At 57.9% G+C, this 26,730-nt stretch carries 24 protein-coding genes and 4 tRNA genes; 8 read left to right on the top strand and 20 right to left on the bottom strand.

Going from position 1 to position 26,730, the window contains the following annotated elements:
* Positions 1–19: 19 nt before the first annotated feature.
* Positions 20–2,059, bottom strand: coding sequence for an FAD-dependent oxidoreductase (locus ACQ4OE_RS17820; RefSeq protein WP_430947408.1), 2,040 nt, complete (start codon positions 2,057–2,059; stop codon positions 20–22).
* A gap of 208 nt (positions 2,060–2,267) precedes the next feature.
* On the opposite strand from ACQ4OE_RS17820, the gene ACQ4OE_RS17815 reads away from it, so the two are divergent.
* Entirely contained in the window at positions 2,268–3,398 is a 1,131-nt protein-coding gene (locus ACQ4OE_RS17815; RefSeq protein WP_430947407.1) for a carbon-nitrogen hydrolase family protein, read from the top strand.
* Between the two features lie 3 nt (positions 3,399–3,401).
* A complete protein-coding gene (locus ACQ4OE_RS17810; RefSeq protein ID WP_122590399.1) occupies positions 3,402–4,442 on the top strand; it encodes an AraC family transcriptional regulator in 1,041 nt (346 codons plus the stop codon).
* Positions 4,443–4,853: 411 nt separating this feature from the next.
* On the opposite strand, the gene ACQ4OE_RS17805 is transcribed toward ACQ4OE_RS17810, so the two are convergent.
* The 11 genes from ACQ4OE_RS17805 to ACQ4OE_RS17755 all read right to left on the bottom strand — a co-directional run bounded on the left by ACQ4OE_RS17805 (position 4,854) and on the right by ACQ4OE_RS17755 (position 15,334).
* Positions 4,854–5,708 (bottom strand): DUF2242 domain-containing protein, encoded by an 855-nt coding sequence (locus tag ACQ4OE_RS17805; protein ID WP_430947406.1) that lies wholly within the window; start codon positions 5,706–5,708, stop codon positions 4,854–4,856.
* Positions 5,709–5,934: 226 nt separating this feature from the next.
* Positions 5,935–7,806 (bottom strand): SurA N-terminal domain-containing protein, encoded by a 1,872-nt coding sequence (locus ACQ4OE_RS17800; protein ID WP_122590402.1) that lies wholly within the window; start codon positions 7,804–7,806, stop codon positions 5,935–5,937.
* 228 nt (positions 7,807–8,034) lie between these two features.
* A complete protein-coding gene (locus ACQ4OE_RS17795; protein ID WP_003183171.1) occupies positions 8,035–8,307 on the bottom strand; it encodes an HU family DNA-binding protein in 273 nt (90 codons plus the stop codon).
* Positions 8,308–8,455: 148 nt separating this feature from the next.
* Positions 8,456–10,852, bottom strand: coding sequence for an endopeptidase La (gene lon, locus ACQ4OE_RS17790; protein ID WP_122590404.1), 2,397 nt, complete (start codon positions 10,850–10,852; stop codon positions 8,456–8,458).
* A gap of 163 nt (positions 10,853–11,015) precedes the next feature.
* Positions 11,016–12,299, bottom strand: a complete 1,284-nt coding sequence (clpX, locus tag ACQ4OE_RS17785) for an ATP-dependent Clp protease ATP-binding subunit ClpX (RefSeq protein WP_003223632.1) — start codon at positions 12,297–12,299, stop codon at positions 11,016–11,018.
* A 113-nt stretch (positions 12,300–12,412) separates the two neighbouring features.
* Entirely contained in the window at positions 12,413–13,048 is a 636-nt protein-coding gene (clpP, locus tag ACQ4OE_RS17780; RefSeq protein WP_016775336.1) for an ATP-dependent Clp endopeptidase proteolytic subunit ClpP, read from the bottom strand.
* A gap of 92 nt (positions 13,049–13,140) precedes the next feature.
* On the bottom strand, positions 13,141–14,451 hold the full coding sequence (gene tig, locus ACQ4OE_RS17775) for a trigger factor (protein WP_430947405.1): 1,311 nt from the start codon (positions 14,449–14,451) through the stop codon (positions 13,141–13,143).
* 403 nt (positions 14,452–14,854) lie between these two features.
* A tRNA-His gene (locus ACQ4OE_RS17770) sits at positions 14,855–14,930 on the bottom strand.
* A gap of 76 nt (positions 14,931–15,006) precedes the next feature.
* Positions 15,007–15,091 (bottom strand) — tRNA-Leu (locus ACQ4OE_RS17765).
* A gap of 58 nt (positions 15,092–15,149) precedes the next feature.
* Positions 15,150–15,225: transfer RNA gene (locus ACQ4OE_RS17760), tRNA-His, on the bottom strand.
* Between the two features lie 32 nt (positions 15,226–15,257).
* Positions 15,258–15,334, bottom strand: a tRNA-Arg gene (locus ACQ4OE_RS17755).
* Between the two features lie 275 nt (positions 15,335–15,609).
* Between ACQ4OE_RS17755 and folD the strand changes: the two genes are divergently transcribed.
* Positions 15,610–16,464 carry a bifunctional methylenetetrahydrofolate dehydrogenase/methenyltetrahydrofolate cyclohydrolase FolD gene (gene folD, locus ACQ4OE_RS17750; protein ID WP_430947404.1) on the top strand — a complete coding sequence of 285 codons (855 nt, stop codon included), beginning with the start codon at positions 15,610–15,612 and terminating at the stop codon, positions 16,462–16,464.
* A gap of 230 nt (positions 16,465–16,694) precedes the next feature.
* Positions 16,695–17,633 (top strand): D-alanyl-D-alanine endopeptidase, encoded by a 939-nt coding sequence (gene pbpG / locus ACQ4OE_RS17745; protein ID WP_430947403.1) that lies wholly within the window; start codon positions 16,695–16,697, stop codon positions 17,631–17,633.
* 66 nt (positions 17,634–17,699) lie between these two features.
* On the opposite strand, the gene ACQ4OE_RS17740 is transcribed toward pbpG, so the two are convergent.
* The 3 genes from ACQ4OE_RS17740 to ACQ4OE_RS17730 form a co-directional block, all read right to left on the bottom strand.
* Positions 17,700–17,909, bottom strand: coding sequence for a hypothetical protein (locus ACQ4OE_RS17740; RefSeq protein ID WP_430947402.1), 210 nt, complete (start codon positions 17,907–17,909; stop codon positions 17,700–17,702).
* Between the two features lie 12 nt (positions 17,910–17,921).
* The gene (locus ACQ4OE_RS17735; protein WP_122590412.1) at positions 17,922–18,128 is read right to left on the bottom strand and encodes a DUF6021 family protein; all 207 of its coding nucleotides are present in this window, start codon (positions 18,126–18,128) and stop codon (positions 17,922–17,924) included.
* 89 nt (positions 18,129–18,217) lie between these two features.
* Positions 18,218–18,889 (bottom strand): peptidase C39 family protein, encoded by a 672-nt coding sequence (locus tag ACQ4OE_RS17730; protein WP_430947401.1) that lies wholly within the window; start codon positions 18,887–18,889, stop codon positions 18,218–18,220.
* Positions 18,890–19,125: 236 nt separating this feature from the next.
* On the opposite strand from ACQ4OE_RS17730, the gene ACQ4OE_RS17725 reads away from it, so the two are divergent.
* Positions 19,126–19,293 (top strand): hypothetical protein, encoded by a 168-nt coding sequence (locus ACQ4OE_RS17725; protein WP_163004938.1) that lies wholly within the window; start codon positions 19,126–19,128, stop codon positions 19,291–19,293.
* A 79-nt stretch (positions 19,294–19,372) separates the two neighbouring features.
* Here the strand turns inward: ACQ4OE_RS17725 and ACQ4OE_RS17720 are convergent, their stop codons facing one another.
* Both ACQ4OE_RS17720 and ACQ4OE_RS17715 read right to left on the bottom strand, forming a co-directional pair.
* Positions 19,373–20,122: a TerC family protein gene (locus ACQ4OE_RS17720; protein ID WP_122590415.1), complete on the bottom strand. Its 750-nt coding sequence runs from the start codon at positions 20,120–20,122 to the stop codon at positions 19,373–19,375.
* Positions 20,123–20,151: 29 nt separating this feature from the next.
* A complete protein-coding gene (locus tag ACQ4OE_RS17715; protein ID WP_122590416.1) occupies positions 20,152–20,394 on the bottom strand; it encodes a hypothetical protein in 243 nt (80 codons plus the stop codon).
* A gap of 133 nt (positions 20,395–20,527) precedes the next feature.
* Between ACQ4OE_RS17715 and nhaR the strand changes: the two genes are divergently transcribed.
* Positions 20,528–21,427 carry a transcriptional activator NhaR gene (nhaR, locus tag ACQ4OE_RS17710; RefSeq protein WP_122590418.1) on the top strand — a complete coding sequence of 300 codons (900 nt, stop codon included), beginning with the start codon at positions 20,528–20,530 and terminating at the stop codon, positions 21,425–21,427.
* Here nhaR and ACQ4OE_RS17705 read toward each other — a convergent pair.
* Positions 21,422–22,585, bottom strand: coding sequence for an MFS transporter (locus tag ACQ4OE_RS17705; protein WP_430947400.1), 1,164 nt, complete (start codon positions 22,583–22,585; stop codon positions 21,422–21,424). The two genes, nhaR and ACQ4OE_RS17705, sit on opposite strands and share 6 nt — an antisense overlap.
* A gap of 336 nt (positions 22,586–22,921) precedes the next feature.
* Here ACQ4OE_RS17705 and sstT point away from each other — a divergent pair, with 336 nt between their 5' ends.
* Positions 22,922–24,154 carry a serine/threonine transporter SstT gene (sstT, locus tag ACQ4OE_RS17700; RefSeq protein WP_122590421.1) on the top strand — a complete coding sequence of 411 codons (1,233 nt, stop codon included), beginning with the start codon at positions 22,922–22,924 and terminating at the stop codon, positions 24,152–24,154.
* A 76-nt stretch (positions 24,155–24,230) separates the two neighbouring features.
* Here the strand turns inward: sstT and ACQ4OE_RS17695 are convergent, their stop codons facing one another.
* Positions 24,231–24,740 carry a DUF1993 domain-containing protein gene (locus tag ACQ4OE_RS17695; RefSeq protein WP_122590423.1) on the bottom strand — a complete coding sequence of 170 codons (510 nt, stop codon included), beginning with the start codon at positions 24,738–24,740 and terminating at the stop codon, positions 24,231–24,233.
* A 125-nt stretch (positions 24,741–24,865) separates the two neighbouring features.
* Between ACQ4OE_RS17695 and ACQ4OE_RS17690 the strand changes: the two genes are divergently transcribed.
* Positions 24,866–25,510: a YceH family protein gene (locus ACQ4OE_RS17690; RefSeq protein ID WP_430947399.1), complete on the top strand. Its 645-nt coding sequence runs from the start codon at positions 24,866–24,868 to the stop codon at positions 25,508–25,510.
* 183 nt (positions 25,511–25,693) lie between these two features.
* Here the strand turns inward: ACQ4OE_RS17690 and ACQ4OE_RS17685 are convergent, their stop codons facing one another.
* The gene (locus tag ACQ4OE_RS17685) at positions 25,694–26,512 is read right to left on the bottom strand and encodes a shikimate 5-dehydrogenase (RefSeq protein WP_430947398.1); all 819 of its coding nucleotides are present in this window, start codon (positions 26,510–26,512) and stop codon (positions 25,694–25,696) included.
* Positions 26,513–26,730 lie beyond the last annotated feature (218 nt).

Raw genomic sequence — 26,730 nt, 5'->3', positions numbered from 1 at the left:
ACAGGTTCAGCGGTGGGGCTTAGAGTTCTGCCGCGAGGCGTGAACCCTGATTGATCGCGCGTTTGGCATCCAACTCTGCCGCGACATCGGCGCCGCCGATCAGATGCACGTTCTGCCCAGCCTCGACCAACCCGTCATGCAACTCACGCAGCGGATCCTGACCCGCGCAAATCACGATATTGTCCACCGCCAGCAATTGCGGCTCGCCGCTGTCGCCGATGCGAATGTGCAGGCCTTGATCATCGATGCTCAGGTATTCAACGCTGTTGAGCATCTGCACCTGCTTGTTCTTCAGACCGGTACGGTGAATCCAGCCGGTGGTTTTACCCAGACCATCGCCAACCTTGGTTTTCTTGCGTTGCAGCAGGAACACTTCACGGGCCGGCGCATGTGGTGCGGCTTTGATCCCGGCCACGCCACCGCGAGCCTCCAGTTGCGCATCGATGCCCCACTCTTTCCAGAATGCGGCGCGATCCTGACTGGTGGCCACGCCTTGGTGAACCAGAAATTCCGAGACGTCGAAGCCGATACCACCCGCGCCAATCACCGCGACACGCTTGCCGACCGGTTTGCGCTCAAGGATGACGTCCAGGTAACTCAGCACCTTGGCGTTCTCGACACCCGGAATCGCCGGCACACGCGGCGCAATACCAGTGGCGAGAATGATTTCGTCGTAACCGCCCTCGAGCAGTTTTGCCACATCGACGCGGGTTTTCAGGCACACCTCGACGTTGGTGGTCTGCAACTTGCGCTTGAAGTAACGCAGGGTTTCGAAAAACTCTTCCTTGCCCGGCACGCGCTTGGCGATGTTGAACTGGCCGCCGATTTCGCTGGCGGAATCGAACAAGGTCACTTGATGTCCACGCTCGGCGGCCACGGTGGCAGCGGACAAACCGGCAGGGCCGGCGCCAACCACGGCAATCTTCTTGATCTGCTTGACCGGCAAATAGTTGAGTTCGGTCTCGTGGCACGCACGCGGGTTGACCAGGCAAGTGGTGAGCTTGCCGCCGAACGTGTGGTCGAGGCAGGCCTGATTGCAGCCGATGCAGGTGTTGATCTCGTCAGCGCGGCCTTCGGCAGCCTTGTTGACGAAATCCGGATCGGCGAGAAACGGCCGCGCCATCGAGACCATGTCGGCGTCGCCTTCAGCCAGAATCTGCTCGGCGATTTCCGGGGTGTTGATACGGTTGGTGGTGATCAGCGGAATGCTCACCGAGCCGCGCAACTTGGCCGTGACTTTGCTGAACGCCGCACGCGGCACTTTGGTGGCGATGGTCGGAATCCGCGCTTCGTGCCAGCCGATGCCGGTGTTGATGATGGTCGCGCCGGCCTGCTCGATGGCTTTGGCCAGGGTGACGATCTCATCCCAAGTGCTGCCGCCCTCGACCAAGTCGAGCATCGACAGACGGAAAATGATGATGAAGTTCGGCCCCACCGCTTCACGTACGCGACGAACGATTTCCACCGGCAGGCGCATGCGGTTTTCGTAGCTGCCGCCCCAGCGGTCGGTGCGCTGGTTAGTGTGCGCGGCGAGGAACTGGTTAATGAAATAACCTTCCGAGCCCATGATCTCGACGCCGTCGTATTCGGCGGTTTGCGCGAGGACCGAGCAGGTGACGAAATCGCTGATCTGCTTCTCGATGCCTTCCTCGTCCAGTTCTTTCGGCTTGAACGGGTTGATCGGCGCCTGAATCGCGCTCGGTGCGACCTGCTTCGGGCTGTAGGCATAACGACCGGCGTGCAGAATCTGCATGCAGATCTTGCCGCCCGCATCGTGCACCGCACGGGTGACGATGCGGTGCTTGAGCGCTTCTTCCTCGGTGGTCAGCTTGGCCGCGCCGGAATACACACCGCCCTCGTCGTTCGGACCAATGCCGCCGGTGACCATCAGGCCAACGCCGCCACGGGCACGCTCGGCGAAGTACGCCGCCATGCGCTCGAAGCCGCCCGGTTTTTCTTCAAGCCCCGTGTGCATCGAACCCATCAAGGTGCGGTTGCGCAGCGTGGTGAATCCCAGGTCTAGCGGGGCCAGCAGGTGCGGGTAATGGGCGGCGGTCATCAGTAACTCCACAACGATCGATCACGGAAAAAGTGCGGGAGCTCTGCGTCCCCCATCAGTCATGTGCAACAGACTAAGAGTCGCACCGCTGTCTCTCAATGACCGTAACTGACAACTTATTGATCCAAATGCGCAGCGCCCCTTGGCAACCGCGGCCATGGGCCCTACCCTAGTCGCCACACCCTGTACCCGGTTGTTGTTGGTTTTCATGCGCAAACTTTTGTACCTGACGTTTTCCATGGCCCTCGTGGCTGTCCTTGCTTCCTACGCCATGTGGGCGGCAGACCGGCCGGCGGGGCATTACCTGTCGGATCTGCGGATCAAACTCGCGGTCGACCAGGGCACGCCCGCCGACCGTGGCAATCTGCTGGGCATCCAGCCCGAGCTGTTTCCTACCGACTATCAAAGCCCGGAGCGTCTGCACCGCAAACTCGCGGCGTATCTGCAACAAGCGCAGGATCAGGGCTTGTTGAATGACAAAACCGTGGTGGTGTTGCCGGAACACGTCGGCACCTGGCTGATGATCAGCGGCGAAAAGGACGAGCTGTATCAGGCACCGACCATCGGCGAGGCGATGAACTGGCTGGCCGCGAGCAACCCGCTGTTGTTCGCCCGCGCCTGGCTCAGTGCCAAGGGCAACAATCGTTTGGATGACGCCCACCTGCGCATGAAATCCAAGTCCATGGCCAAGGATTACCAAGCGCTGTTCGGCGGTCTGGCGAAAGAATTTCAGGTGACGCTGGTGGCCGGCACGATTGTGCTGCCCGAGCCGAGCATCCGTGACGGCCAGCTCAAACCCGGCAGCGGTGCGTTGTTCAACAGCAGCGTGGTGTTCGGTCGCGACGGCGTGCCGCTCGGGCAACCGCAACGGCAGATGCACCCGATCTTCGATCAGCGTGACGTGATCGAGGCCGAGGACAAACATGCAATCAACGTGGTCGACACCCCGGCCGGGCGTCTCGGCATTCTGATCGGCAGCGACAGCTGGTATCCCGACAACTATCGCAAGCTCGATGAACAACACGCGCAACTGGTGGCGGTGCCGGCGTTCGTGGTTGGCCACAATGCCTGGGATAAACCGTGGAGAGGCTACAAAGGCTCGAGCACACCGGGCTCGGTCAGCCTCAAACCGGGCGAACTCAGCGAAGGCCAGGCCTGGCACCGTCTGACCTTGATTGCGCAACCGCCGAGCAGCAATGCCGTCGCCGGTGTCAGCGTGTTCCTGCGTGGGCAGTTCTGGGACAAGTTGAGTTCCGGACAGAGCTTTCTCAGCAGCAATGGCCAGCAGTTCGCCGATGGCGAGGCCCGTGGCGCACGCCTGCTGAACGTCTGGTTGTAAGCCATGAAGCCGCTGCCGATGCGCCTCGGGGATTTGTCGGTGGGTTTCGTCCACAGCCTCGCCGATGCCGTGCGCAGCCATGCGGCCGATCCGCAGCCGCTGCTTGAGCAATATGGGCTGGATGCCGCGCGACTGGCCGAGGCCGGAGCGCGGTTATCGATTCCACGCTATATGCGCTTGGGCCACAGCGCGATTCAGTTGACCGGTGATCCGGCGCTGGGTTTGCGCATGGGCCAGCTCAGTCGCCTGAGTCAGGCCGGACTGGCCGGGGTCACGGCGTCACAAGCGCCCACCGTGCGCGAAGCTGCGCGTTGCCTGATCCGTTTTGAACCGCTGTACGGCTCCAATTACCGCGGGCAATCGAGTTTTCATGAAGATGCCCAAGGCGCCTGGCTGCGGTTCTATTCGATCAGCCCCTATAACGCTTACAACCGCTTTGTGGTGGATTCGATCATTGCCGGCTGGCTGCACCAGCTCTCGTCCGTCAGCCCTGAACCGCTGCGGGCCGAACGTATCGACATCGAATTCGACGAGCCGGATTATCGCGCCGCCTACGCTGCACTAGGTGATTGTCCAATCCAGTTTGGCGCCGAGCGCAATCAACTGCGACTGAGTCTGGACAGCCTGGCGCAGCGCAACCCCGAGCATTGCCCGAGTACCTGGCGGCATCTGCTGCAATTGTGTGAGCGAGAACTGGAGCAGTTGACCCGCACCCGCAGTCTGCGCGAGCGCATCACGCAATTGCTGGGGCCGTTGCTCAACGGTGGCCGGGAACCCGACCTGGAAGAAGTGGCGGCACGCCTGAAGCTGCCGACCTGGACGTTGCGGCGCAAGCTGACCGAGGAAGGCACGCAGTTTCGCGCGATTCTCAATGACACTCGCCGTGACTTGGCAATGACCTACATCCGCGACACCGAACTGGCATTCGGCGAAATCGCTTACCTGCTGGGCTTTGCCTCAGCCGAAGCCTTTCAGCGTGCGTTCAAACGCTGGAGCGGACAGACACCCGGCGAATTCCGCCGCAGTCACCGCAAAACGGCATAGACGCAGCCACAAGCCATGAGCGGCAAGCTACCAGTCAAAGCTCGGTGGCGTCATCGGCGGGCTCGGGTTGATCCAGTTCAAATGCCTGGTACTCGAGCAGCTCTTCTTGATATTCATCCATCACGTAATCCCCCTACTGCTCGCTAAAAATGGGCCCGGGCAAATGCCCAGTGCCTCGAGCATAAACTGCCCGTGTGAAGGAAAAGTGAAACCCGTCCTTCATGATTAAAACGTAGCAGCAGGTCAGGAATTTATCGCGGGATTTTTGTCGGGGGAATGTAACTAAATTTTAAGCCGGTTCGAAAACGAAGCAGGAGTGAGCCTGCTCGCGATAGCGGTAGATCAGTCACATTATTAATGACCGATCTACCGCTATCGCGAGCAGGCTCACTCCTGCAAGGTATTGCTGGATTATTGACCGGACGCTGGCATCGCCGGGATTGGCTCAGTCGGCGGCGGGATATCCGGATTCGCTGGTGGCGTGATGACTTCGGTCGCCGGCGCGGGCTCTGCAGCTGGCGCTGGTGTGATCGGCGCAGACTCCGCTGGGGGCACCACTGGCTCCGAACTCACTGGCGCCGTTTCTGCCGGTGCCGGAGCCGGCTCAGCAGCAGGTACAGGGGTTGCCGCAGGCTCGGCGGCCGGCGTAGGCGTCAACGCCGCCGGAGCAGGCGCAGGCTTTGGCTCTGGCACACCCAGATCGGCCTTCGGCTTGTCTTCGATATGTGCCGCCTTCTTCGCTTCAGCCGGCATGAACTGCTCGACCAAGGTAAAGAAACGCTCGTAGAATTTTTGTGCCGTTACTGTTTCGCTGGCCACTTTGACCATCGAATCGTCAGACGAACCGATTGGCATCGACACCGAGCCCAACACGCCGACCCCGAGGCTGGCGGAGTTGTTGGTTTTCTTCAGCGCATAACGGTCCTGCAAGGCGTTGGCGAACATCGTCGCATGGTGCCCGGCGCTGCCGTCGTCGGCGCAGACCACATTGAAGCTGATCTCCATGTGGGTTTCGCCGGTTTGCTGGAAGCTCTTGTGGCCGCTGACGATTTTCGGGTCGCTGCTGGTGATGATGTAACCCTGGCTGAGCAACGCGCGACGGGCCGCTTCGCAGCTGACCGCATCGGTTACCGGGTAATTGCGCGAAAATGTACCGGAGTCATCGAAGTTCTCATGCTCGTACATCGGCTTGTCTTTCGAACAGCCAGCAACAGCGGTCAATAATAGCGCCAGCCCGAAAACACGCATGGGAGTGGAAATCAACATTGAACATCCTGAGGGAAAACAGTCCGGGGCGTATTGTGCAACAGATCGCGGCCCTGCGGCGCATGGATTAGTGTCTTAAAACAGTTACAACGCTATCGACAATGAATGGCAGGCAAAAGTCACCTTCACTGTGAATCCATGAAGATTCGGTCATTTGCTGTCAGTCGACCACAAAAAAGCCCCGGCGTTGCGGCCGGGGCTTCTGGTCTTGCAACTCAGTCAGGGATCAGAAACGCTTGATCTCGGCCTGAGCTTCCAACTGCTTGCGGTACGCCGCGAAGTCTTGCTGACCTTCACGGGACGCGAGGAAGCGACGGTATTGCGCCTTCTCTTCGTCGGTCGGGGCCGCTGCTTCGTTGACGCCATTGAGGCGCACGATCATCAGACTGCCGTCCGGCAGGGTGACGCTGGTGAACGTTGGCTTGTCCTTGGCAGCCGGTTTCGGCATGCGGAACAGGGCTTGCAGCACCGACGGATCAACGCCTTCCTGAGCGCGGGTAGCCGCTTCAGTGGCTTTCCAGTTCTGGCCTTCAATCGCCTTGTCCAACGGCGCCTTGCCATCGCGCAGATCAGCGATCAGCTTCTCGGCTTTGGTCTTGGCAGCGGCACTGGCGTGCTCTTTGGTCAGTTGAGTGCGGATGGCCGCATTCACGCTTTCCAGAGGCAGTTGCGCAGGCTTCAAGTGCTCCTTGGAGCGCAGCACGATCACGGTGTCCGGATCCAGCTCGATGGCGGTGCTGTTGGCACCCTCATCAATCACTTCGGTGCTGAATGCAGCGGTCACAACGGCACGGTTGGCCGCAACACCTTCGCCACCTTCACGGCCAAATGGCTTGGAGGTATGGACGGTCAGCTTCAGATCCGCCGCTGGCTGAGCCAGATCGGACGCTTCGAACGCCGAGTCTTCCAGTTGCTTGGTCGCCTCGACGAAACGCTGCTCGACTTGCGCGGCTTTCAGATCGCGGGTCAGCTTGTCTTTCAGGCTGGCCAGGGTCGGCACTTCAGGTGCTTCAACGCCCAGCAGCTTGATCAGGTGATAACCGAAGTCAGTGCGAATCGGCTCGGACACCTGATCTTTGTTCAGCGAGTACAGGGCTTTCTCGAAGGCTGGATCGTAAACGCCAGGCCCTGCGAAACCGAGGTCACCGCCATTGTTGGCCGAGCCCGGGTCCTGCGAGAACTCTTTGGCCAGCGCTTCGAATTTCTCGCCCTTGGCCAGACGCGCCTGGACTTCGTCGATTTTCGCTTTGGCCTGAGCTTCCGTGGTCTTGTCGTTCACTTCGATCAGGATGTGCGCGGCACGACGCTGTTCCGACAGGTTGGCGATCTCTTTCTGATACGCCGCCTGCAAGTCTTCATCCTTGACGGCGACCTGGTCGAAGAACGACGACTTCTTCAGCTCCAGATAATCGATGACCACTTGATCCGGGGTCATGAATTCCTTGGCGTGTTCGTCGTAGTAAGCCTTGACCTCATCGTCAGTCAGCTTGACTGCCGCAGGATCAGCCTTGACGGTCATGGTCGCAAAATCGCGGGTCTGTTTTTCCAGACGGGCGAATGCCAGCACTTCAGCGTCAGTCACGAAACCACTGCCCGCCACACCGGCGCGCAGTTGGCCGATCAGCATTTCCTGAGCCAGCATCTGGCGGAACTGCATGCGGCTGTAACCCAGTTGACGGATCACTTGGTCAAAACGCTCGGAGCTGAACTTGCCGTCTACCTGGAATTCAGGCGTCATCAGGATCACCTGATCCAGCGCACCTTCAGAGAAGGCGAACTTGGCTTGTTCGGCGCCTTGCAGCAGCAGCTTGCGATCAATCAAACCCTTGAGGGCCGATTCACGGAGCATTTTTTCGTCGAGCAAAGAAGCATCGAAGTCTTTGCCCAGTTGTTGCATCAGCTGACGGCGTTGCATGTCAACGGCCTGGCTCAGCTCGTTCTGGCTGATTTCTTCCCCGTTGACCTTGGCCGCCTCATTCTTGTGAGTCGTGGCCTGGAAAATGGCGTCGAAACCGGTCAGGGCCATCAGTGCAACGATGACCCCGATAATGGTCTTGGCAATCCAGCCTTGTGAATTGTCCCTGATATTCTGCAGCATGCGTCCCCCAGAAACGGTTGAACTTCAAAATTAGGCAACCGTGGAGCGTGGGTAGAATCCGGATAGAAGAAAGGCGCATCCGAGGATGCGCCTTCTCGTAACTGGCGGAGCGGACAGGGCTCGAACCCTCGATCCCGGCGTTACAGGTGCCTGTTCCAGCCACCTGCTCTACCGCTCCGCTGCCAAGTCAGGCTTGACCCCGACCCGGATGGGTAAAAACCTGAAAACTTAGTTAACAGCTTCTTTCAGTGCTTTACCGGCTTTGAAACCTGGCTTCTTGGCAGCCGGGATTTCCAGAGTCTTGCCGGTCTGAGGGTTGCGACCAGTACGAGCCGGACGATCAGTCACGGAGAAAGTACCGAAACCAACCAGAACAACGGAGTCGCCAGCCTTGAGAGCGCCAGTGACGGATTCGATTACAGCGTCCAGCGCACGGCCAGCAGCAGCTTTCGGGATATCAGCGGATGCAGCGATAGCATCAATCAGTTCCGACTTGTTCACTCTAAGTCCCCTTATATCTATTTTGAGATGATTCTAAGTTTTTTGGTGAAAGCAAAAACGAGTGCTGAATGGCCTACAGACACTTAAGAGCCGCTTTATAACAAGGGCTCTAAAAAGCTGTCAAGGAAGCCACCCAGGCAAAAACGTATTAATGCGTGCTAATTCTTTCCTTAGAGTCAGACTCACGTTTTTCGTCCTTGGCAACTATCTCGGGAGCCACATCCGGCAAGGGCTCCGGCGCGTATTGCAGCGCAATTTGCAGGACCTCGTCAATCCATTTAACCGGTTTAATCTGCAGATCCTGCTTGATATTGTCAGGAATCTCCTTCAGATCGCGCACGTTCTCTTCCGGAATAATCACAATCTTGATTCCGCCGCGATGTGCAGCGAGCAGTTTTTCCTTCAGGCCACCAATTGCCAGCACTTGACCACGCAGAGTGATTTCACCGGTCATGGCCACATCGGCACGCACCGGAATGCCAGTCAATGCAGAAACCAGCGCCGTGCACATGCCCACACCGGCGCTAGGACCGTCTTTCGGCGTCGCCCCTTCCGGCATGTGAATGTGGGTGTCACGCTTCTCGTGGAAGTCCAGGGGAATGCCCAGGCTCTTGGCACGACTGCGAACCACGGTCAGTGCTGCAGTGATCGATTCGACCATTACATCGCCCAGCGAACCGGTCTTGATCAATTGACCTTTGCCCGGTACGACAGCGGCTTCGATGGTCAGCAATTCGCCACCCACCTGAGTCCAGGCAAGGCCGGTCACCTGACCGATCTGATCCTGCTGCTCGGCCAGGCCGTAGCGGAATTTGCGCACACCGAGGAAGTGTTCCAGCAGATCAGCTGTCACTTTCACCGAGAAGCGTTTTTCCAGTGCATGCTCTTTCACAGCCTTGCGGCAGACCTTGGCGATCTGACGTTCGAGGCCACGCACACCGGCTTCGCGGGTGTAATAACGGATGATGTCGCGGATCGCCTCGGCGTCGAATTCCAGCTCGCCCTTCTTCAGACCATTGGCAGCGATCTGTTTTGGCGAGAGGTATTTAACGGCAATGTTGATCTTCTCGTCTTCGGTGTAACCCGGCAGACGGATGACTTCCATCCGGTCCAGCAATGCCGGTGGGATGTTCATCGAGTTCGAGGTGCAGAGGAACATCACATCGGAAAGGTCGTAATCGACTTCCAGATAGTGATCGTTGAAGTTGTGGTTCTGCTCGGGATCGAGCACTTCCAGCAACGCCGACGCCGGATCGCCACGCATGTCGCTGCCCATTTTGTCGATTTCATCGAGCAGGAACAGCGGGTTGCGAACGCCCACTTTTGTCATCTTTTGAATCAATCTTCCCGGCATCGAACCGATGTAAGTCCGGCGGTGACCACGAATTTCCGCTTCGTCACGCACACCACCGAGGGCCATACGCACGAATTTACGGTTGGTAGCATGGGCAATCGACTCCGCCAGCGAGGTTTTACCTACACCAGGAGGACCGACCAGGCACAGCACCGGGCCACGGATTTTCTTCACGCGCTTTTGCACGGCGAGGTATTCAAGGATGCGCTCCTTGACCTCTTCGAGGCCGTAGTGATCGGCATCGAGAATGTCTTCGGCACGCGCCAGATCCAGACGCACTTTGCTCTGCGCTTTCCACGGCACTTGCACCAGCCAGTCGATGTACGAGCGCACCACGGTGGCTTCAGCCGACATCGGCGACATTTGCTTGAGTTTGTTCAGCTCGGCTGTGGCTTTGGTCAAGGCGTCTTTCGGCAGGCCGGCAGCATCGATGCGCTTTTTCAGCTCTTCGATTTCGTTGTGACCTTCGTCACCGTCACCCAGCTCTTTCTGAATGGCCTTCATCTGCTCATTCAGGTAGTACTCGCGCTGGCTGCGCTCCATCTGCTTTTTAACGCGACCGCGAATGCGTTTTTCGACTTGCAGCAGATCGATTTCGGCATCCAGTAGCGCCAGCACGTGCTCGACACGGGCCGACAAATCGATGATTTCGAGGATTTCCTGCTTCTGCTCGATTTTCAGCGCCATGTGCGCAGCCATGGTGTCAACCAGACGACCCGGCTCATCGATGCTGTTGAGAGACGACAGGACTTCAGCCGGGACTTTCTTGCCCAGCTGCACATATTGCTCGAACTGCGACAGCAACGTGCGCACGAACACTTCGGACTCGCGCTCGGCCGCGTCGACTTCTTCGATCAGCGACACTTCGGCACGGCAGTGGCCGTCGACTTCGCTGAAGCGTTCGACGGTGCCACGCTGCTCACCCTCGACCAGAACCTTGACGGTGCCGTCAGGCAGCTTCAGAAGCTGCAGAACAGTGGCGATGGTACCTACGCGATAGAGAGCGTCTTCACCGGGATCATCGTCAGCCGGGTTTCTCTGGGCCAGCAGGAGGATCTGCTTGTCGCCCGTCATCGCGGCCTCGAGGGCTTCGATGGATTTCTCGCGCCCCACGAACAGCGGGATAACCATGTGCGGATAAACCACAACATCACGCAATGGCAGGAGAGGCAATTCGATGGTTGTCTTCATGATTTCGCCTCTACGGCGGCCATATGGCCGTAATCAGATGGAATTGAGCTTGAAACCAAGATGGGGGCTGCCTTGAAAAAAAACAAGCGCAAAGCGGATGTAAAAAATGACATAAAAAAAAAGAGGCCCGAAGGCCCCTTCTTTGTTGCGGCGCGGTGGACGCTTACGCGTCCGGCGCTGCCTTGGCAGTCGGCTCACTGTTTTCGTAGATATACAGTGGCTTGGATTTGCCTTCGATCACGCTTTCATCGATCACGACTTTGCTCACCTCGGACTGCGAGGGGATTTCATACATCGTGTCGAGCAGCACACCTTCGAGAATCGAGCGCAGGCCACGAGCACCGGTTTTACGTTCCAGGGCACGCTTGGCGACCGATTTCAGTGCGTCGGTCCGGAACTCCAGATCCACGCCTTCCATCTCGAACAGCTTGGCATACTGTTTGGTCAGAGCATTTTTCGGCTCGGTGAGAATCTGCATCAGCGCAGCTTCATCGAGTTCGTCCAGCGTCGCGAGGACCGGCAGACGACCGACGAATTCCGGGATCAGACCGAACTTGACCAGATCGTCAGGCTCGACTTCACGCAGGGATTCACCGACTTTCTTGCCTTCTTCCTTGCTGCGCACTTCTGCGTTGAAGCCGATGCCGCCCTTGGTGGAACGGTTTTGAATCACCTTTTCCAGACCGGAGAATGCACCACCGCAGATGAACAGGATGTTACGGGTGTCGACCTGCAGGAATTCCTGCTGCGGGTGCTTGCGGCCACCTTGCGGCGGTACGGAAGCGACCGTGCCTTCGATCAACTTCAGCAATGCCTGCTGCACGCCTTCACCGGAAACATCGCGGGTGATCGACGGGTTGTCGGACTTGCGGGAAATCTTGTCGATTTCGTCGATGTAGACAATACCCATCTGGGCCTTCTCTACGTCGTAATCGCATTTCTGCAACAGCTTCTGAATGATGTTCTCGACATCTTCACCTACATAACCCGCCTCGGTGAGGGTGGTTGCGTCGGCGATGGTGAACGGAACGTTCAGCAAGCGGGCCAGCGTTTCGGCCAGCAGGGTTTTACCCGAGCCGGTCGGGCCGATCAGCAGGATGTTGCTCTTGCCGAGCTCGACGTCGTCAGCCTTTTTGTCACGCTGGTTCAGACGCTTGTAGTGGTTGTACACCGCTACGGCCAAAACCTTTTTCGCACGCTCCTGACCAATGACGTATTGATCAAGGATGCCGCTGATTTCTTTAGGCGAAGGCAATTTATGCGCGCTGCTTTCGGCCTGGGCTTCCTGCACCTCCTCGCGGATGATGTCATTGCACAGGTCGACGCACTCGTCGCAGATAAAGACCGAGGGGCCGGCAATCAATTTGCGCACTTCATGCTGGCTTTTGCCACAGAAGGAGCAATAGAGCAGCTTGCCGTTGTCCTCGCCGTTGCGGGTGTCAGTCATTCGTTCGATCCAAATCCGATAGGCTTGCAACACAAGATGAAGGCTATTGCGGGCTTTTTCAAGCCCGCTGCTGATCAGACCAGCCGACCAGGCCTATTTTGTGCTGCTTATTTTTAAGCTGGGCGCTGGTTGATCACTTCGTCGATCAGACCGTATTCCTTCGCAGCTTCTGCACTCATGAAGTTGTCGCGGTTGGTATCGCGCTCGATTTCTTCCAGAGTGCGCCCGCTGTGCTTGGCCATCAGCATGTTCAGACGTTCGCGGATGAAGAGGATTTCCTTGGCATGGATTTCGATATCCGATGCCTGGCCCTGGAAACCGCCCAGTGGCTGGTGAATCATCACACGCGAGTTCGGCAGGCAGAAACGCTTGCCTGGGGCACCTGCGGTCAGCAGGAAAGCGCCCATGCTGCAAGCCTGGCCGATGCAAGTGGTCGATACGTTGGGTTTGATGAACTGCATGGTGTCGTAGATCGACATGCCCGCTGTCACCGAACCGCCCGGGGAGTTGATATAGAGATGGATGTCCTTGTCCGGGTTTTCCGCTTCAAGGAACAGCAGTTGCGCACAGATCAGGTTGGCCATGTAGTCCTCTACCGGACCAACCAGAAAGATCACTCGCTCCTTGAGCAGGCGCGAATAGATGTCATAGGCGCGTTCGCCACGAGCAGATTGCTCGACAACCATCGGGACCAAGCCGCCTGCGGCCTGGATATCAGAGTTCTGCTGAATATACGAATTACGGAACATGCTCTGCAGTCACTCCCAAATAGTTATGTCTTGAATACGCATAAGCCAGCTCGAAAGCTGGCTTATGTGTGTACTTCTTAACGCAAAAACAATCAGTCGGCTGTTGGAGCTTCTACCGGCTTGACCGCTTCTTCGTAAGAGACCGATTTGTCGGTCACGCTAGCTTTCTGCAGAACAGTATCCACAACTTGTTCTTCAAGCACAACCGAACGCACTTCGTTCAGTTGCTGCTCGTTTTTGTAGTACCACGACACAACCTGCTCAGGCTCCTGGTAAGCCGAGGCCATTTCCTGAATCATTTCGCGAACGCGATCTTCGTCAGGCTTCAGGTCGAACTGCTTGACCACTTCAGCCACGATCAGACCCAGCACTACGCGACGCTTGGCTTGCTCTTCGAACAGCTCGGCCGGCAGTTGGTCAGGCTTGATGTTGCCACCGAATTGCTGAACAGCCTGCACGCGCAGACGGTCAACTTCGTTGGACAGCAGGGCCTTAGGCACTTCGATCGGGTTGGTGGCCAGCAGACCGTCCATAACCTGATTCTTGACCTTGGATTTGATCGCCTGACGCAGTTCACGCTCCATGTTCTTGCGAACTTCGGTGCGGAAACCGTCGATGCCGCTTTCCTTGATGCCGAATTGAGCGAAGAACTCTTCGTTCAGCTCTGGCAGCTTAGGCTCGGAGACAGTGTTGACGGTCACGGTGAACTCGGCGGTTTTGCCAGCCAGGTCCAGGTTCTGATAGTCCTCAGGGAAGGTCAGGTTCAGAACGCGCTCTTCGCCAGCCTTGGCGCCAACCAGGCCTTCTTCGAAGCCCGGGATCATGCGGCCGGAACCCAGTACCAGCTGAGTGCCTTTGGCGGAGCCGCCAGCGAATACTTCGCCGTCAACCTTGCCAACGAAATCGATGTTCAGTTGGTCTTCGTTCTGGGCAGCGCGATCGGCCACTTCAAAACGGGTGTTCTGCTTGCGCAGGATGTCGAGCATCTTGTCCAGGTCAGCGTCAGCCACGTCAGCGCTCAGGCGCTCAACGGTGATGCCTTCGAAACCAGCAACGGTGAACTCAGGGAACACTTCGAATACAGCAACGTATTCCAGATCCTTGCCAGCTTCGAGCGACTTAGGCTCGATCGAAGGCGAACCAGCCGGGTTCAGCTTCTGCTCAACCACAGCTTCGTAGAAGGAGGACTGGATCACGTCGCCTACAGCTTCCTGACGCGCATCAGCACCGAAACGGCGCTTGATTTCACTCATTGGCACTTTGCCTGGACGGAACCCAGCAATCTTGGCCTTTTGGGCAGTCTGCTGCAGACGCTTGTTGACCTGAGTCTCGATGCGCTCAGCCGGCACGGTGACGCTCATGCGGCGCTCGAGAGCAGTAGTATTTTCAACAGAAACTTGCATGGATATTCCTCGTTGCACAGACGTTAGCCGGCCGTTTCCGACCCCAGAATCAAGGGCATGCATTCTAGTGGGTCAAACTCAAGAAGTCACCCTACTGAAAACGGGTAAAAAAACAGCAGGCAATTTATAGGGATCGATGCACGGATGCAGCGTATCCCCCAGGCGAATACAACCAATCACGCCAAGGCTCTGCGCCGACCTCTTCTATATATAGAAGGGACTGCCCATCACTCCCTGACGGCCGTTCTTGCAAGCAAGTCCGGCGGACAGCACAGCATCATCGAGCAACATAAATACGACGAAGCGCCCTGCCCCTGCGTACTGAGAACCGACAATCGTCAGTTTCAGAAGCGCAAAAAACAAAAAAGGCGCCAGACTGTTAAATCTGGCGCCTTTCGAAATATGGGGTGGACGATGGGGATCGAACCCACGACAACGGGAGTCACAATCCCGTGCTCTACCAACTGAGCTACGCCCACCATATTGCGTAACAAAAAAGCCAAATAACTTCTTTGTTGAACCTCACCAGCCCAAGGGCACGAATGAAGCTTTAATTGGTGCGGATGAAGAGACTCGAACTCTTACGCCTCGCGGCGCTGGAACCTAAATCCAGTGTGTCTACCAATTCCACCACATCCGCAGATGAAGCCTTTGAAGCAAAAACGCCAGACCGTTAAATCTGGCGTTTTTTCGAAATATGGGGTGGACGATGGGGATCGAACCCACGACAACGGGAGTCACAATCCCGTGCTCTACCAACTGAGCTACGCCCACCATATCGCGTTACTTGTGCCAAAGCTGCCTAATGGCGCACCCGGCAGGACTCGAACCTGCGACCATCCGCTTAGAAGGCGGATGCTCTATCCAGCTGAGCTACGGGCGCCTTATTAATCTGTACTCTTAAAGGACTACAAACTAAGTGCTTTCCAGTGTCGCAGAACATACATTCCGCCTCACCTTCTTAACCAGTGCTAGGCTGTGCCCGACAAGTGCGACGAATAGTATAGAGCGCTCCAAAGGTCGTCAAATCCTTTTTGAAAAAAATTCATTTAATTAAAGGGGTTAGGGGAATTTGCTGACCAAGCGCCTTTGCCCTCACCGCGCGACATGCGAGAATGCGTTCTCATTTTTTCCCCTCTCGATGGTTAATCACGCGCAATGACTGCACAACTAATCGACGGCAAATCGATCGCCGCCAGCCTGCGCCAGCAGATCGCCAAACGAGTTGCCGAGCGTCGCCAGCAAGGCCTGCGCACTCCCGGCCTCGCGGTGATCCTGGTCGGCAGCGATCCTGCCTCTCAGGTTTATGTCTCGCACAAGCGTAAAGACTGTGAAGAGGTCGGCTTCCTCTCTCAAGCCTACGACCTGCCCTCTGAAACCACGCAAGAAGCGCTGACCGATCTGATCGATCGCCTCAACGACGACCCTGCGATCGACGGCGTGCTGCTCCAGCTGCCGCTGCCCGAGCACCTCGATGCCTCCAAATTGCTGGAACGCATCCGCCCGGACAAAGACGTCGACGGTTTCCATCCTTATAACGTCGGTCGTCTGGCCCAACGCATCCCGCTGCTGCGCCCATGCACGCCGAAAGGCATCATGACCCTGCTGGGAAGCACCGGTGCCGATCTGTACGGCATGGATGCAGTGGTGGTCGGCGCGTCCAACATCGTCGGTCGTCCGATGGCCATGGAGCTGTTGCTCGCCGGCTGCACCGTGACTGTTACCCACCGCTTCACCAAGGATCTGGCTGGCCACGTCGGTCGTGCCGATCTGGTGGTGGTGGCCGCCGGCAAGCCGGGCCTGGTCAAGGGCGAGTGGATCAAGGAAGGCGCGATCGTGATCGACGTCGGCATCAACCGTCAGGACGACGGCAAACTGGTCGGTGACGTTGTTTACGAAACCGCCCTGCCCCGCGCTGGCTGGATCACTCCGGTTCCAGGCGGCGTTGGCCCGATGACTCGTGCATGCCTGCTGGAAAACACGCTGTATGCGGCAGAAACCCTGCACGCTTGAGTCGTTGTTTTCAGCCGTAAAAAAACCCGCCTTGTGCGGGTTTTTTCATGCCTGAGAAAAAACTGTAACCGTTCGCCGGAAACCCCTCTTTTTACAGGCCTTTTCACGAGATTTTCAGGTGCTTAAAACAACCATCGACAGATCTTCAGCCATACTCCTAGAATGCGACGCTTTGAAGAAATAACCCGTTACAAACTAACGGAATATCCAACCTTTATGAGTTCGCCCGCGTGAAAATTCGTCTTTCGATTCTGAGCCTGTTTTTTGCTTTTACAGGCACATTCATCACGCCAACGATCAACGCTGCGGAAACCACCGCTGCCCCGCGCGATGCTTCGACCCTGAAGATCGCCTCCGGCAGCGCCCTGCTCATGGATATGCAGACCAACAAAGTCATTTATTCCAGCAACCCTGACGTGATCGTGCCGATCGCTTCGGTGAGCAAGCTGATGACTGGACTGGTAGTGGTTGAAGCCCGGCAAAACATGGACGAATGGATCAATGTCGATATCAGCAACACACCGGAAATGAGGGGTGTGTTCTCCCGAGTCAAACTCAAGAGTGAACTGCCGCGCCGCGAGATGCTGCTGATTGCCTTGATGTCTTCGGAAAACCGCGCCGCTGCCAGCCTCGCGCATCACTATCCGGGCGGTTACGCGGCCTTTATCGCAGCGATGAACGCCAAGGCCAAGGCGCTGGGCATGACCAACACCCATTATGTCGAGCCAACCGGCCTGTCCGAGCGCAACGTCTCTACTGCGCGCGACCTGAGCAAGTTGCTGGTGGCCGCGAGCAAATACCCGATCCTCAGCGAACTGACCACCACCAAAGAAAAGACCGTGTCGTTCCGCAAACCCAACTACACCCTGGGTTTCCGCAACACCGATCACTTGGTCAACAAGGCCGACTGGGACATCAAGATCACCAAAACCGGCTTCACCAATCCGGCCGGTCACTGTCTGGTGCTGGTCACGAAGATGGGTAACCGTCCGGTTGCGCTGGTGATTCTCGATGCGTTCGGCAAGTACACTCACTTTGCCGATGCCAGCCGTATCCGCAGCTGGGTGGAAACCGGCAAGAGCGCCAGCGTTCCTGCCGTGGCTCAGCAATACAAGGCTGAGAAGAACCTCAAGTCGCGCCAGAGCGGCGTGGTTGAAGCGTCGAAGTAATCGGCGACACATGAAAAAGCCCCGAATAATCGGGGCTTTTTTTTACCTGCAGTTTTCGCCTGTACTTCAGTCGTTGGGCAGCGGCATCTTGTCGTCATCGGGAATGCCATCCCCTGCGCTCGGATCCCGTGAAGGCTCAGGCGTCAGCACATTCGGCCGAGCCATCGGATCGCGCAGGGGGCTGTCCGGATCCAGCACCGGATCAATCTCCGGCTCTGGTGTGGTCGGAACACTGTCCGGTGTTTTTTGGTCGTCGAAGCTTGAATCGGTACTCATACGCACCTCACATCAAGGTTTCAGATTGGCCAGCGGGTCATAGGGTTTGGCCGGCTTCTTGGGATCCTCGCCGGGCTCAACGTCGAGAGGGGCCTTGGCGGGGCCGACAGGATCGACCTGCGGATCATCAAGATCGGGCGAGTCCGGATCGAATCCCAGATCGTCTCCCGAGGAATGCTCGGACGAATGCGGGCCTTTCGCTGCTGGGGAATCTTTCATATCGCCTCCTGATTCACCCGTAAAACACGGGATATATAAATAGGAGGCTTGCCGGGCGCCGTCGTGCCCGGCAGATGACGAACGGGGACTCAGTGAGCAGCCAACGCCTTGCGCGCCTGCGCCGCTTCGTTTTCCTGACCGGCCTGGGCCAGTTCATCAGCAGCCTTCAGCCAGCGCTGGCGGTCAACTGCAGCGGGGATCTGCGTCGGCTTCTGGATCAGGACTGCCCAGCCGCCGGACTTTTCCAGTGCCGATTCAAAGGAACTGAAGCTCATCAGTTCACGACGGTTCATGCCGGCACGTAGCAGAACTTTCTGTTTATTGCGGTCGTAGCCAGAAAGGATGGCGTAACGCGGCTCAGCCCAGAATGCCGAGCCCTCGCTGAAGCGCACCATCACCGGGTATCCCGCGGCGACTTGCGTCAGCAACGCCGGCAAGTTGCTGTCCAAGGGATAGACGACCATGCCGTATTCCCGCGCGAGGTTTTGCAGATTATGCTGCAATTTGTCTTCAGCCCCCGGCAAATGCAGGGGTTTTTCCAGCAGCCCCGGAGTGATCACGATGCCCTGCTGCGACAACAGACTGGCCAAAACCTGCGGCCCGCTTTGATTGGCTTCGCCACGATAGAACGTCCCGCTCAGCTCGACCCGCTCCGGCAGACGCTTGACCTCCGGCGCCACCGTGCCCGCACATCCGGCCAACGCGACCACGCAACCGGCCGCCATCAGCGCCGCACGAATTCGAGAAAATACCTGCACCATCGTCACTCTCTGTTCAGACGCCGGTCATCGTGTTCCGGCAACGCCAGCGATCATAGGGCTGCAAGCGCTTGCGGTATAGCCTTAAGCGGCAGACCCGTCGATTGCATAGAGCAAACTGATTGGTCATCAGCGACCTTTGGTCAATAGCTTGAAACACCCCGTTGGCTAGACTGTCACTGGAATAGAACGAACTGAATAGAAGTGGGCGCCCGACGCAGGGCGAAGAGGAGGCACAAATGAGCCTGACCATGACCATCGTAATGTTGATAGCCGGCTGGCTGGCCGTGGCCACCGCCATGTTGTGGGGTGTTTTGCGGATTTCACGGCGTCATCATCATCCGGTTCAGCCGACCCGAGTCGACAAAGCCGAGAAGCATCGCGTCCGTCACGCGACGGCGCACTGACGCCCTGAAATAAATCTGTACCCATAAGAAAGGCCCCTTGAATTCAAAGAATCCAAGGGGCCTTTTGACTTATTGGCGATTACACCTGCTCAGCCAGTTTCTTCTGCTTCGCCCGGCGGGACATCATGTTCAGAACCTCAATCGCTGCCGAGAACGCCATGGCCGCATAGACATAACCTTTCGGTACATGGGCGCCGAAGCCTTCGGCGATCAGCGTCATGCCGATCATGATCAGGAAGCCCAGCGCCAGCATCACCACCGTCGGGTTGTCGTTGATGAACTTCGCCAGCGGCTCAGCTGCAAACAGCATCACCAGCACCGACGCTACCACCGCGATGATCATGATCGGCAAGTGTTCGGTCATGCCGACTGCAGTAATGATGCTGTCGATCGAGAACACCATGTCGAGCATCAGGATCTGACCAATAGCAGCGGCGAAACCCAGGGTCACAGTCGAGGTCGCCGACTTCGGATCTTCCGGCGCCGGGTCCATGCTGTGATGGATTTCGGTCGTCGCCTTCCAGACCAGGAACAGACCACCTGCGATCAGGATCATGTCCTTCCATGAGAACGCCTGGCCGAGGATTTCGATGACCGGTGCGGTCAACTGCACGATGAATGCGATGGTGCTCAACAGCGCCAGACGCAGGATCAACGCCATGCCGATACCGATGCGGCGGGCCTTCTGCTGGTACTGCTTGGGCAGTTTGTTGGTCAGGATCGAGATAAAGATCAGGTTATCGATGCCGAGCACGATTTCCATCACCACCAAGGTGGCCAAAGCAACCCAAGCGGTGGGGCTGGCGGCGAGCTGTAACAGATATTCCATGGGTCAGTCCTGACTCTGTGTTAGACGATTTAGATGGTCTTGGAGGAAGATTCGGAGTTTTCCGCGTCTTTTTCCGGTGTTTCTTTTTTCTCGATCAAGCCGCCCGTGGCGTCGCTCAACGCCTGCTCGGCGGCTTTATGGGTATCGTCGATCGCTTGTTTGGCCGTTTCGGCGGCCTTGCCCATCAACTGCTGGGCACTTTTTTCGGCCTGATCGCAACCGGCCATAAGCAGTAAAGACGTAAACATCAATGCTGGGATTGTGTATTTCATGTGGCTTCCTTCGAATGAACAGACAGGGTCACAGACCGACCGTCGATGGCTGGGCATTCTAGGGAGACAAACACTTCAGGAAAATTCGTATTTTTAGCGGCTATACTTCGGTTTTAACGAAGTGAAGACCGTTATGCTCAACTACCGGCAACTGCATTACTTCTGGGTTGTGGCCAAGACTGGCAGCATCGTGCGCGCCTGCGAGCAGCTGAACCTGACGCCACAGACCATCAGCGGACAGATTTCGCTGCTCGAACACACCTACGGCATCGAGTTGTTCAAACGCGTGGGCCGGCAACTGGAGTTGACCGAAGCCGGGCGCCAAGCCCTGCCCTACGCCGAGCAAATGTTTCAACTGGGCGGCGAACTGGAACTGATGCTGCGCGCGCAACCCAACGAACAGCAAATTCTGTTCCGCGTCGGCGTGGCGGACGTGGTGCCGAAATCCATTGTCTATCGTCTGATCGCGCCGACCATGGAATTGAACGAGCCGCTGCGCATCACCTGCCGCGAAGACAAACTCGAACGCCTGCTCGCCGATCTGGCGATCCAGCGGCTGGATCTGGTGATCTCCGACAGCCCGATGCCCTCGCACCTCGACATCAAAGGCTACAGCCAGAAGCTCGGCGAGTGCGGGATCAGTTTCTTCGCCACCCCTGAACTGGCGGCCAGGTACGGTCAGGATTTCCCCCGCAGCCTGCACGGCGCGCCGCTGTTGATTCCCGGCGCAGAAACCGTGGTGCGCAGCCGCTTGCAACGCTGGTTTGCCGAGCAGCAGATCCAGCCGCAGATCGTTGGGGAGTTTGATGACAGTGCCTTGATGCAGGCATTCGGCCAGTCTGGAAGCGGGATTTTTATCGGCCCGAGCGTGATTGCCGATGAGGTGAAGCGCCAGTACGGCGTCGAGCTGATTGGCCAGACCGACGCGGTGACCGAGTCGTTCTATGCCATTTCGGTGGAGCGCAAGGTCAAGCACCCCGGCATCGTTGCGATTACCGAAGGTGCCCGACGCGAGCTGTTTACTGCCTTATGAGGCCTCGGCGCAGATCTCGCGCGGCTTGAGCGTCATCAGCACCATGGCGAGGAACACCGACAGCAGAATAAAGCCGGCAGCGGCAAAACCGAGGAAGCCCAGACCCGCACTGTCGATAACCCGACCACCAACCATGGCGCCCAGGCCGATCCCCAGATTGGCCCCGGCGATGTTCAGCGAGGCAGCAAAGGCCGGCGCTTCCGGCGCGGCTTTCATCAGGCGCACATGGCTGACCAGGAACAACGCGGCCTGGGTTATACCCCAGATGCCCATCGCCACCGCGAGCCCCAGCGGCGAATGAATGTTCGGCACCAGCGAGACCATACCGGCAATCATGAACGCACAGAACAACACCGACGCGCCCAGCGGATGCTTATCCACCGCACGACCGCCCAGCGAGTTGCCGATCAGCCCGACCGCGCCGAAAGCCATCAGGCACCAACCGACCACGGTGCCGTTGAAACCGGCGAGGCGTTCAAGAATGTCGGCCAGATACGTGTAAGCGGTAAACATGCCGCTGAACACCAGAATCGACAGCACGATGTGACCGATCATCAATGGGCTGCGCAGGATCTTGAACTGCGAGCGAAAGCTGACCTGATGCTGATGCAGGCTGGTTTTCGGTAAGTAGACAAACAGCAGCAAGGCCTTGGCGAAGGCGATCACCGCCAGAATGCCAAAGGCACTGCGCCAACCGAATGCATCAGAAATCAGCGTGCCGACCGGAATGCCGAACACCGTGGCGCAAACAATGCCGAAGCCGATTTTGGCAATTGCGCGACCGGCAAAATCTGGACCGACGATGTCCACGGCAGTCTCACTGGCCAAGGCCCAGAAAACCGGCAGACCGAGCGCCGGGATCAACCGGGCAATCGCCATCACCCAGATGTTTGGTGCCAACGCCGCCACGGTATTGGCCAGACCAAACATGATCAGGATGCTGATGAACAGCTTGCGCCGCTCGAAGCGGGCGAAATACGCGGTAAGGAATGGCCCGAACAACGCCACCGTGAAAGCGAATAGAGTCACCAGCAAACCGGCCTGCGGGATGGTGACTTCGAGGTCGCGGGCAATCGCCGGCAACAGTCCGACAATGACGAATTCCGTGGTCAGCACCGTGAAACCGGCGGCGGACAACAGAAGAATGGGCAACAGCATGCGCAACTCCAGCAAAACGACGACACCAGCGTTGACCCGGAGGCCCGCTGGCATGACTTGAAAATAAGGATGAGCAATCTTAACAGAGTGTGTCCGGGCTGACTTGCCCAAACCTGCCGACTTTGTTGCCTGATCCGGTGGCAGATCGTCACAGGCCTGAAGGATCAGGCCTACGCTGTGATAAAGTCCGCGCCCTTAAAAACGTACAGCCTATTCAACGACCGGTTTATCGGCGTTGATGTCGCACCAACACTTCGGTGCGTGACGGTGGTCTGCCCCCGAATCTCCACTGCCCTCACGCCACCTCGCACCCTATAAAAAATCAGAGATGCCGTTATGACTGCTTCATCCCCTTCTCTATTGCAACGCCTGAAGAACCTGAGCCTCGTCGCCCAGATCCTGATCGGCCTGATTGCCGGTATCGCGTTGGCGATGTTTGCCCCGCAAGTGGCGAAAGACACCGCGTTCATCGGCAAAGTGTTTGTGTCGGCGTTGAAAGCCGTGGCGCCGATCCTGGTGTTCGTGCTGGTGATGGCGTCGATTGCCAACCATAAACACGGTCAGGAAACCCACATCCGTCCAATTCTGTTCCTTTATCTGCTAGGCACCTTCGCCGCAGCCGTAGTGGCCGTGGTTGCCAGCATGGCGTTCCCGTCGCATCTGGTGCTGTCCACCGAAAACATCGCAGTGACCGCGCCGGGCGGCATCGCTGAAGTGCTGCAAAGCCTGCTGCTGAGCGTGGTGGATAACCCGGTCAAGGCACTCATCGAAGCCAACTTCATCGGCATTCTGGCCTGGGCAATCGGCATGGGCGTGGCGATTCGGCATGCCGGCGACACCACCCGCGAAGTGGTCAGTGATCTGTCCAATGGCGTGACGTTGATCGTGCGCGTGGTGATCCGCTTCGCGCCGCTGGGTATTTTCGGCCTGGTCGCTTCGACGCTGGCCACCTCCGGCTTTGGCGCGCTGATCGGTTATGCGCACCTGCTGGCCGTGCTGCTCGGCTGCATGCTGTTTGTCGCACTGGTCATGAACCCGCTGATCGTGTTCTGGAAACTGCGCCGCAACCCGTACCCGCTAACTCTCAAGTGCCTGCGCGAAAGCGGCATCACCGCGTTCTTCACCCGCAGCTCGGCGGCGAACATTCCGGTCAACCTGGAATTGAGCAAGCGTCTGGGCCTGCACGAAGACACCTACTCGGTATCGATTCCGCTGGGCGCGACCATCAACATGGCCGGCGCGGCGATCACGATTACCGTGCTGACCCTGGCGGCGGTTCATACGCTGGGTATTGCCGTGGATATTCCGACCGCGATCCTGCTCAGCGTGGTGGCGGCGATCTGCGCCTGTGGCGCTTCGGGTGTGGCCGGTGGTTCGCTGCTGTTGATTCCGTTGGCGTGCAGCCTGTTCGGCATTCCGAGCGAAATCGCCATGCAGGTGGTGGCGGTCGGTTTCATCATTGGCGTGTTGCAGGATTCCGCCGAGACCGCGCTGAACTCGTCGACGGACGTGCTGTTTACCGCAGCGGCGTGCCTGGGCGAAGAAGCGAAAGCCCAACGTACCGCGTAACCCCCTCGCTCCCAAAGGGGAAAACAAAAGCCCGCCAAGGCGCAAACCTTGGCGGGCTTTTGTGTATCTGGGTGTTTTAGAACGCGCCCATGTAATCGCGTTTACCCACTTCAACACCGTTATGACGCAGCAGCGCATACGTGGTGGTGACGTGGAAGAAGAATTGCGGCAGACCGTAAGTCAGCAGGTAAGCCTGACCGCTGAAGCGCTTCTCTTTAGGCGTGCCCGGACGGGTGACGATTTCGATGCCTTCCTTGCCGTCGATCTGCTCTGGCTTGATCTCGCCGATGTAGGCCAGCACCTTGGCGATCAGGGCTTGCAGCTCGGCGAAAGTGGTTTCGGTATCTTCGTATTTCGGCACTTCGACTTCAGCCAGACGCGAGGAAACGCCTTTGGCAAAGTCCACGGCGATCTGTACCTGACGGGTCAGCGGGAACATGTCCGGGAACAGACGCGCTTGCAGGAAGGCGTTCGGGTCGATGTTTTTCTCGGTGGCGTGGGCTTCAGCCTTTTTCAAAACATCGCTCAGAGCGTTGAGCATTTGTTGAAAAACCGGGACGGATGCGGCGTACAGGGAAATGGTCATGGCAGTCTCGTGTGGTGGCTGGGTGGAACAAGGAGGCGATTATAGCCATGCTTGATGACCACACGGCTTGCCTTTTGTTTGGCAAGGATTAGGCTAGGCGCCTTCGACTGCAGAGGGAACGCGCGATGACCACAGAACCAGAATCCACCTTCGACGAGCCGCGGCTCAATGCCACGGAAATCCGCATCCTCGGCTCGTTGATCGAGAAACAGGCGACCAGCCCGGAAACCTATCCGCTGACGCTGAACGCACTGGTCACGGCGTGCAATCAGAAAACCAGCCGCGAACCCGTGATGAACCTGACCCAGGGTCAGGTCGGCCAGAGCCTGCGCGCCCTCGAAGGTCGCGGCTTCGCCAAACTGGTGATGGGCAGTCGCGCCGACCGCTGGGAGCACAAGGTCGACAAGGCGCTGGAACTGGTGCCGGCCCAGGTCATTCTGAGCGGATTGCTGTTTCTGCGCGGCCCGCAAACGGTCAATGAGCTGCTGACCCGCAGCGGCCGCATGCATGACTTCGAAGATGCCGAACAAGTGGTGCATCAGCTCGAACGCCTGATCGCGCGTGGCTTGGCGGTGCTGATTCCGCGTCAGGCCGGGCAACGTGAAGATCGCTACACCCATGCGCTGGGTGATCCGGCGGATATCGAGGCGATCATGGCGGCGCGGCAGAATCCGCAGGAGCGCTCAAGCAGCGGCGTTTCCGTAGAACGCATCGAAGAACTGGAAGCGCGGATCGCAGCGCTGGAAGAACGCCTGGCCCGCCTCGAATAGTCACCGCGCACCCCCTGTGGGAGCTTGCCCTGCTAGCGCTGGCGTCCACGCATGCAAATAATATGTGACTGACACACCGTCATCGCTAGCTGGGCTGGCTCCCACAAGGGATTGATGTTGTGAACACGATCCCGTGTGGGAGCCAGCCCTGCTGGCGATAAGGCCAGTCAATTCAACGCAAAATCAACTGCGGGCAAACGCCACCGCCGCCGCAAACTGCGCTTCATTCGGGCGCACGCCGGTGTACAGCACAAACTGCTCCAGCGCTTGAATCGCGATGACTTCCAGCCCGGTGATGACCTTTTTACCCTCAGCCCGGCCACGCACGATCAACGGCGTCTCCGATGGAATCGCCACCACATCAAACACGGTATCCGCCGCTTTGATCACGTCGGGCTCAAACGCCAACAACCCTGCCTCCGGCCCGCCGTCCATGCCCACTGGCGTCACGTTGATCAACATTTGTGGTTGCTCATCGCCCAGCTCCGCCTGCCAGCGATACCCCAGCGATTCTGCCAGCGCCCGCCCTGCCCGCTCATTGCGCGCAACGATCAAGCCGTTTTTATAGCCGCCATCGCGCAGGGCACTGGCCACGGCTTTGGCCATGCCGCCGCTGCCGCGCAGGGCGAAGGTCGATTCCTTGGGCACCGCGTGGGTTTTCAGCAACTGCTCGATGGCGATGTAATCGGTGTTGTAAGCCTTGAGGTGACCGTCGGTGTTGACGATGGTGTTGATCGACTGGATCGCCGCAGCAGACGCGTCCAGTTCGTCGACCAGCGCAATGCAGGCTTCCTTGAACGGCATCGACACCCCGCAACCGCGAATCCCCAGCGCGCGAATCCCGGCAACAGCGCCGGTCAGATCCTGGCTGCTGAACGCCTTGTAATAGAAATTCAGGCCCAACTGCTCATACAAATGGTTATGAAAACGCAGACCGAAGTTACCCGGGCGTCCGGACAGGGACATGCACAGCTGGGTGTCTTTGTTCGGATTCATCTGCATGAAACTTCTCCTTCAAGCGCACTTTCGGATAGACGGGATTAGCCAGCCCATCGGGTTCTGAACGATCATAGAGGCCTGTTTTAAACGTTTCCGCGGCCCTTGCACGGCCCGGTAAAGAAGCCGGTACAGACCTTACACAAAATTTACCCAGCGGCTGTGCTGAATTTCAGAATTTCGCTGTCTTAGAAGTATCCCCGCGACAACTGTGGGCCTGGTGC

Source organism: Pseudomonas sp. WC2 (genome assembly GCF_050586545.1).
In the GTDB taxonomy this organism is placed as follows: Bacteria; Pseudomonadota; Gammaproteobacteria; order Pseudomonadales; family Pseudomonadaceae; genus Aquipseudomonas.
Note: the sequence above shows the minus strand (reverse complement) of the source record. Positions and strands in the feature narration are given on the sequence as shown.

What these genes read in the sequence shown, in the direction of transcription:
- ACQ4OE_RS17820 (WP_430947408.1), bottom strand. Translation starts at nt 2,059, where the DNA reads ATGACCGCCGCCCATTACCCGCACCTGCTGGCCCCGCTAGACCTGGGA.
- ACQ4OE_RS17815 (WP_430947407.1), top strand. Translation starts at nt 2,268, where the DNA reads ATGCGCAAACTTTTGTACCTGACGTTTTCCATGGCCCTCGTGGCTGTC.
- ACQ4OE_RS17810 (WP_122590399.1), top strand. Translation starts at nt 3,402, where the DNA reads ATGAAGCCGCTGCCGATGCGCCTCGGGGATTTGTCGGTGGGTTTCGTC.
- ACQ4OE_RS17805 (WP_430947406.1), bottom strand. Translation starts at nt 5,708, where the DNA reads ATGTTGATTTCCACTCCCATGCGTGTTTTCGGGCTGGCGCTATTATTG.
- ACQ4OE_RS17800 (WP_122590402.1), bottom strand. Translation starts at nt 7,806, where the DNA reads ATGCTGCAGAATATCAGGGACAATTCACAAGGCTGGATTGCCAAGACC.
- lon (WP_122590404.1), bottom strand. Translation starts at nt 10,852, where the DNA reads ATGAAGACAACCATCGAATTGCCTCTCCTGCCATTGCGTGATGTTGTG.
- clpX (WP_003223632.1), bottom strand. Translation starts at nt 12,299, where the DNA reads ATGACTGACACCCGCAACGGCGAGGACAACGGCAAGCTGCTCTATTGC.
- clpP (WP_016775336.1), bottom strand. Translation starts at nt 13,048, where the DNA reads ATGTTCCGTAATTCGTATATTCAGCAGAACTCTGATATCCAGGCCGCA.
- tig (WP_430947405.1), bottom strand. Translation starts at nt 14,451, where the DNA reads ATGCAAGTTTCTGTTGAAAATACTACTGCTCTCGAGCGCCGCATGAGC.
- folD (WP_430947404.1), top strand. Translation starts at nt 15,610, where the DNA reads ATGACTGCACAACTAATCGACGGCAAATCGATCGCCGCCAGCCTGCGC.
- ACQ4OE_RS17740 (WP_430947402.1), bottom strand. Translation starts at nt 17,909, where the DNA reads ATGAGTACCGATTCAAGCTTCGACGACCAAAAAACACCGGACAGTGTT.
- ACQ4OE_RS17735 (WP_122590412.1), bottom strand. Translation starts at nt 18,128, where the DNA reads ATGAAAGATTCCCCAGCAGCGAAAGGCCCGCATTCGTCCGAGCATTCC.
- ACQ4OE_RS17730 (WP_430947401.1), bottom strand. Translation starts at nt 18,889, where the DNA reads ATGGTGCAGGTATTTTCTCGAATTCGTGCGGCGCTGATGGCGGCCGGT.
- ACQ4OE_RS17725 (WP_163004938.1), top strand. Translation starts at nt 19,126, where the DNA reads ATGAGCCTGACCATGACCATCGTAATGTTGATAGCCGGCTGGCTGGCC.
- ACQ4OE_RS17720 (WP_122590415.1), bottom strand. Translation starts at nt 20,122, where the DNA reads ATGGAATATCTGTTACAGCTCGCCGCCAGCCCCACCGCTTGGGTTGCT.
- ACQ4OE_RS17715 (WP_122590416.1), bottom strand. Translation starts at nt 20,394, where the DNA reads ATGAAATACACAATCCCAGCATTGATGTTTACGTCTTTACTGCTTATG.
- nhaR (WP_122590418.1), top strand. Translation starts at nt 20,528, where the DNA reads ATGCTCAACTACCGGCAACTGCATTACTTCTGGGTTGTGGCCAAGACT.
- ACQ4OE_RS17705 (WP_430947400.1), bottom strand. Translation starts at nt 22,585, where the DNA reads ATGCTGTTGCCCATTCTTCTGTTGTCCGCCGCCGGTTTCACGGTGCTG.
- sstT (WP_122590421.1), top strand. Translation starts at nt 22,922, where the DNA reads ATGACTGCTTCATCCCCTTCTCTATTGCAACGCCTGAAGAACCTGAGC.
- ACQ4OE_RS17695 (WP_122590423.1), bottom strand. Translation starts at nt 24,740, where the DNA reads ATGACCATTTCCCTGTACGCCGCATCCGTCCCGGTTTTTCAACAAATG.
- ACQ4OE_RS17690 (WP_430947399.1), top strand. Translation starts at nt 24,866, where the DNA reads ATGACCACAGAACCAGAATCCACCTTCGACGAGCCGCGGCTCAATGCC.
- ACQ4OE_RS17685 (WP_430947398.1), bottom strand. Translation starts at nt 26,512, where the DNA reads ATGCAGATGAATCCGAACAAAGACACCCAGCTGTGCATGTCCCTGTCC.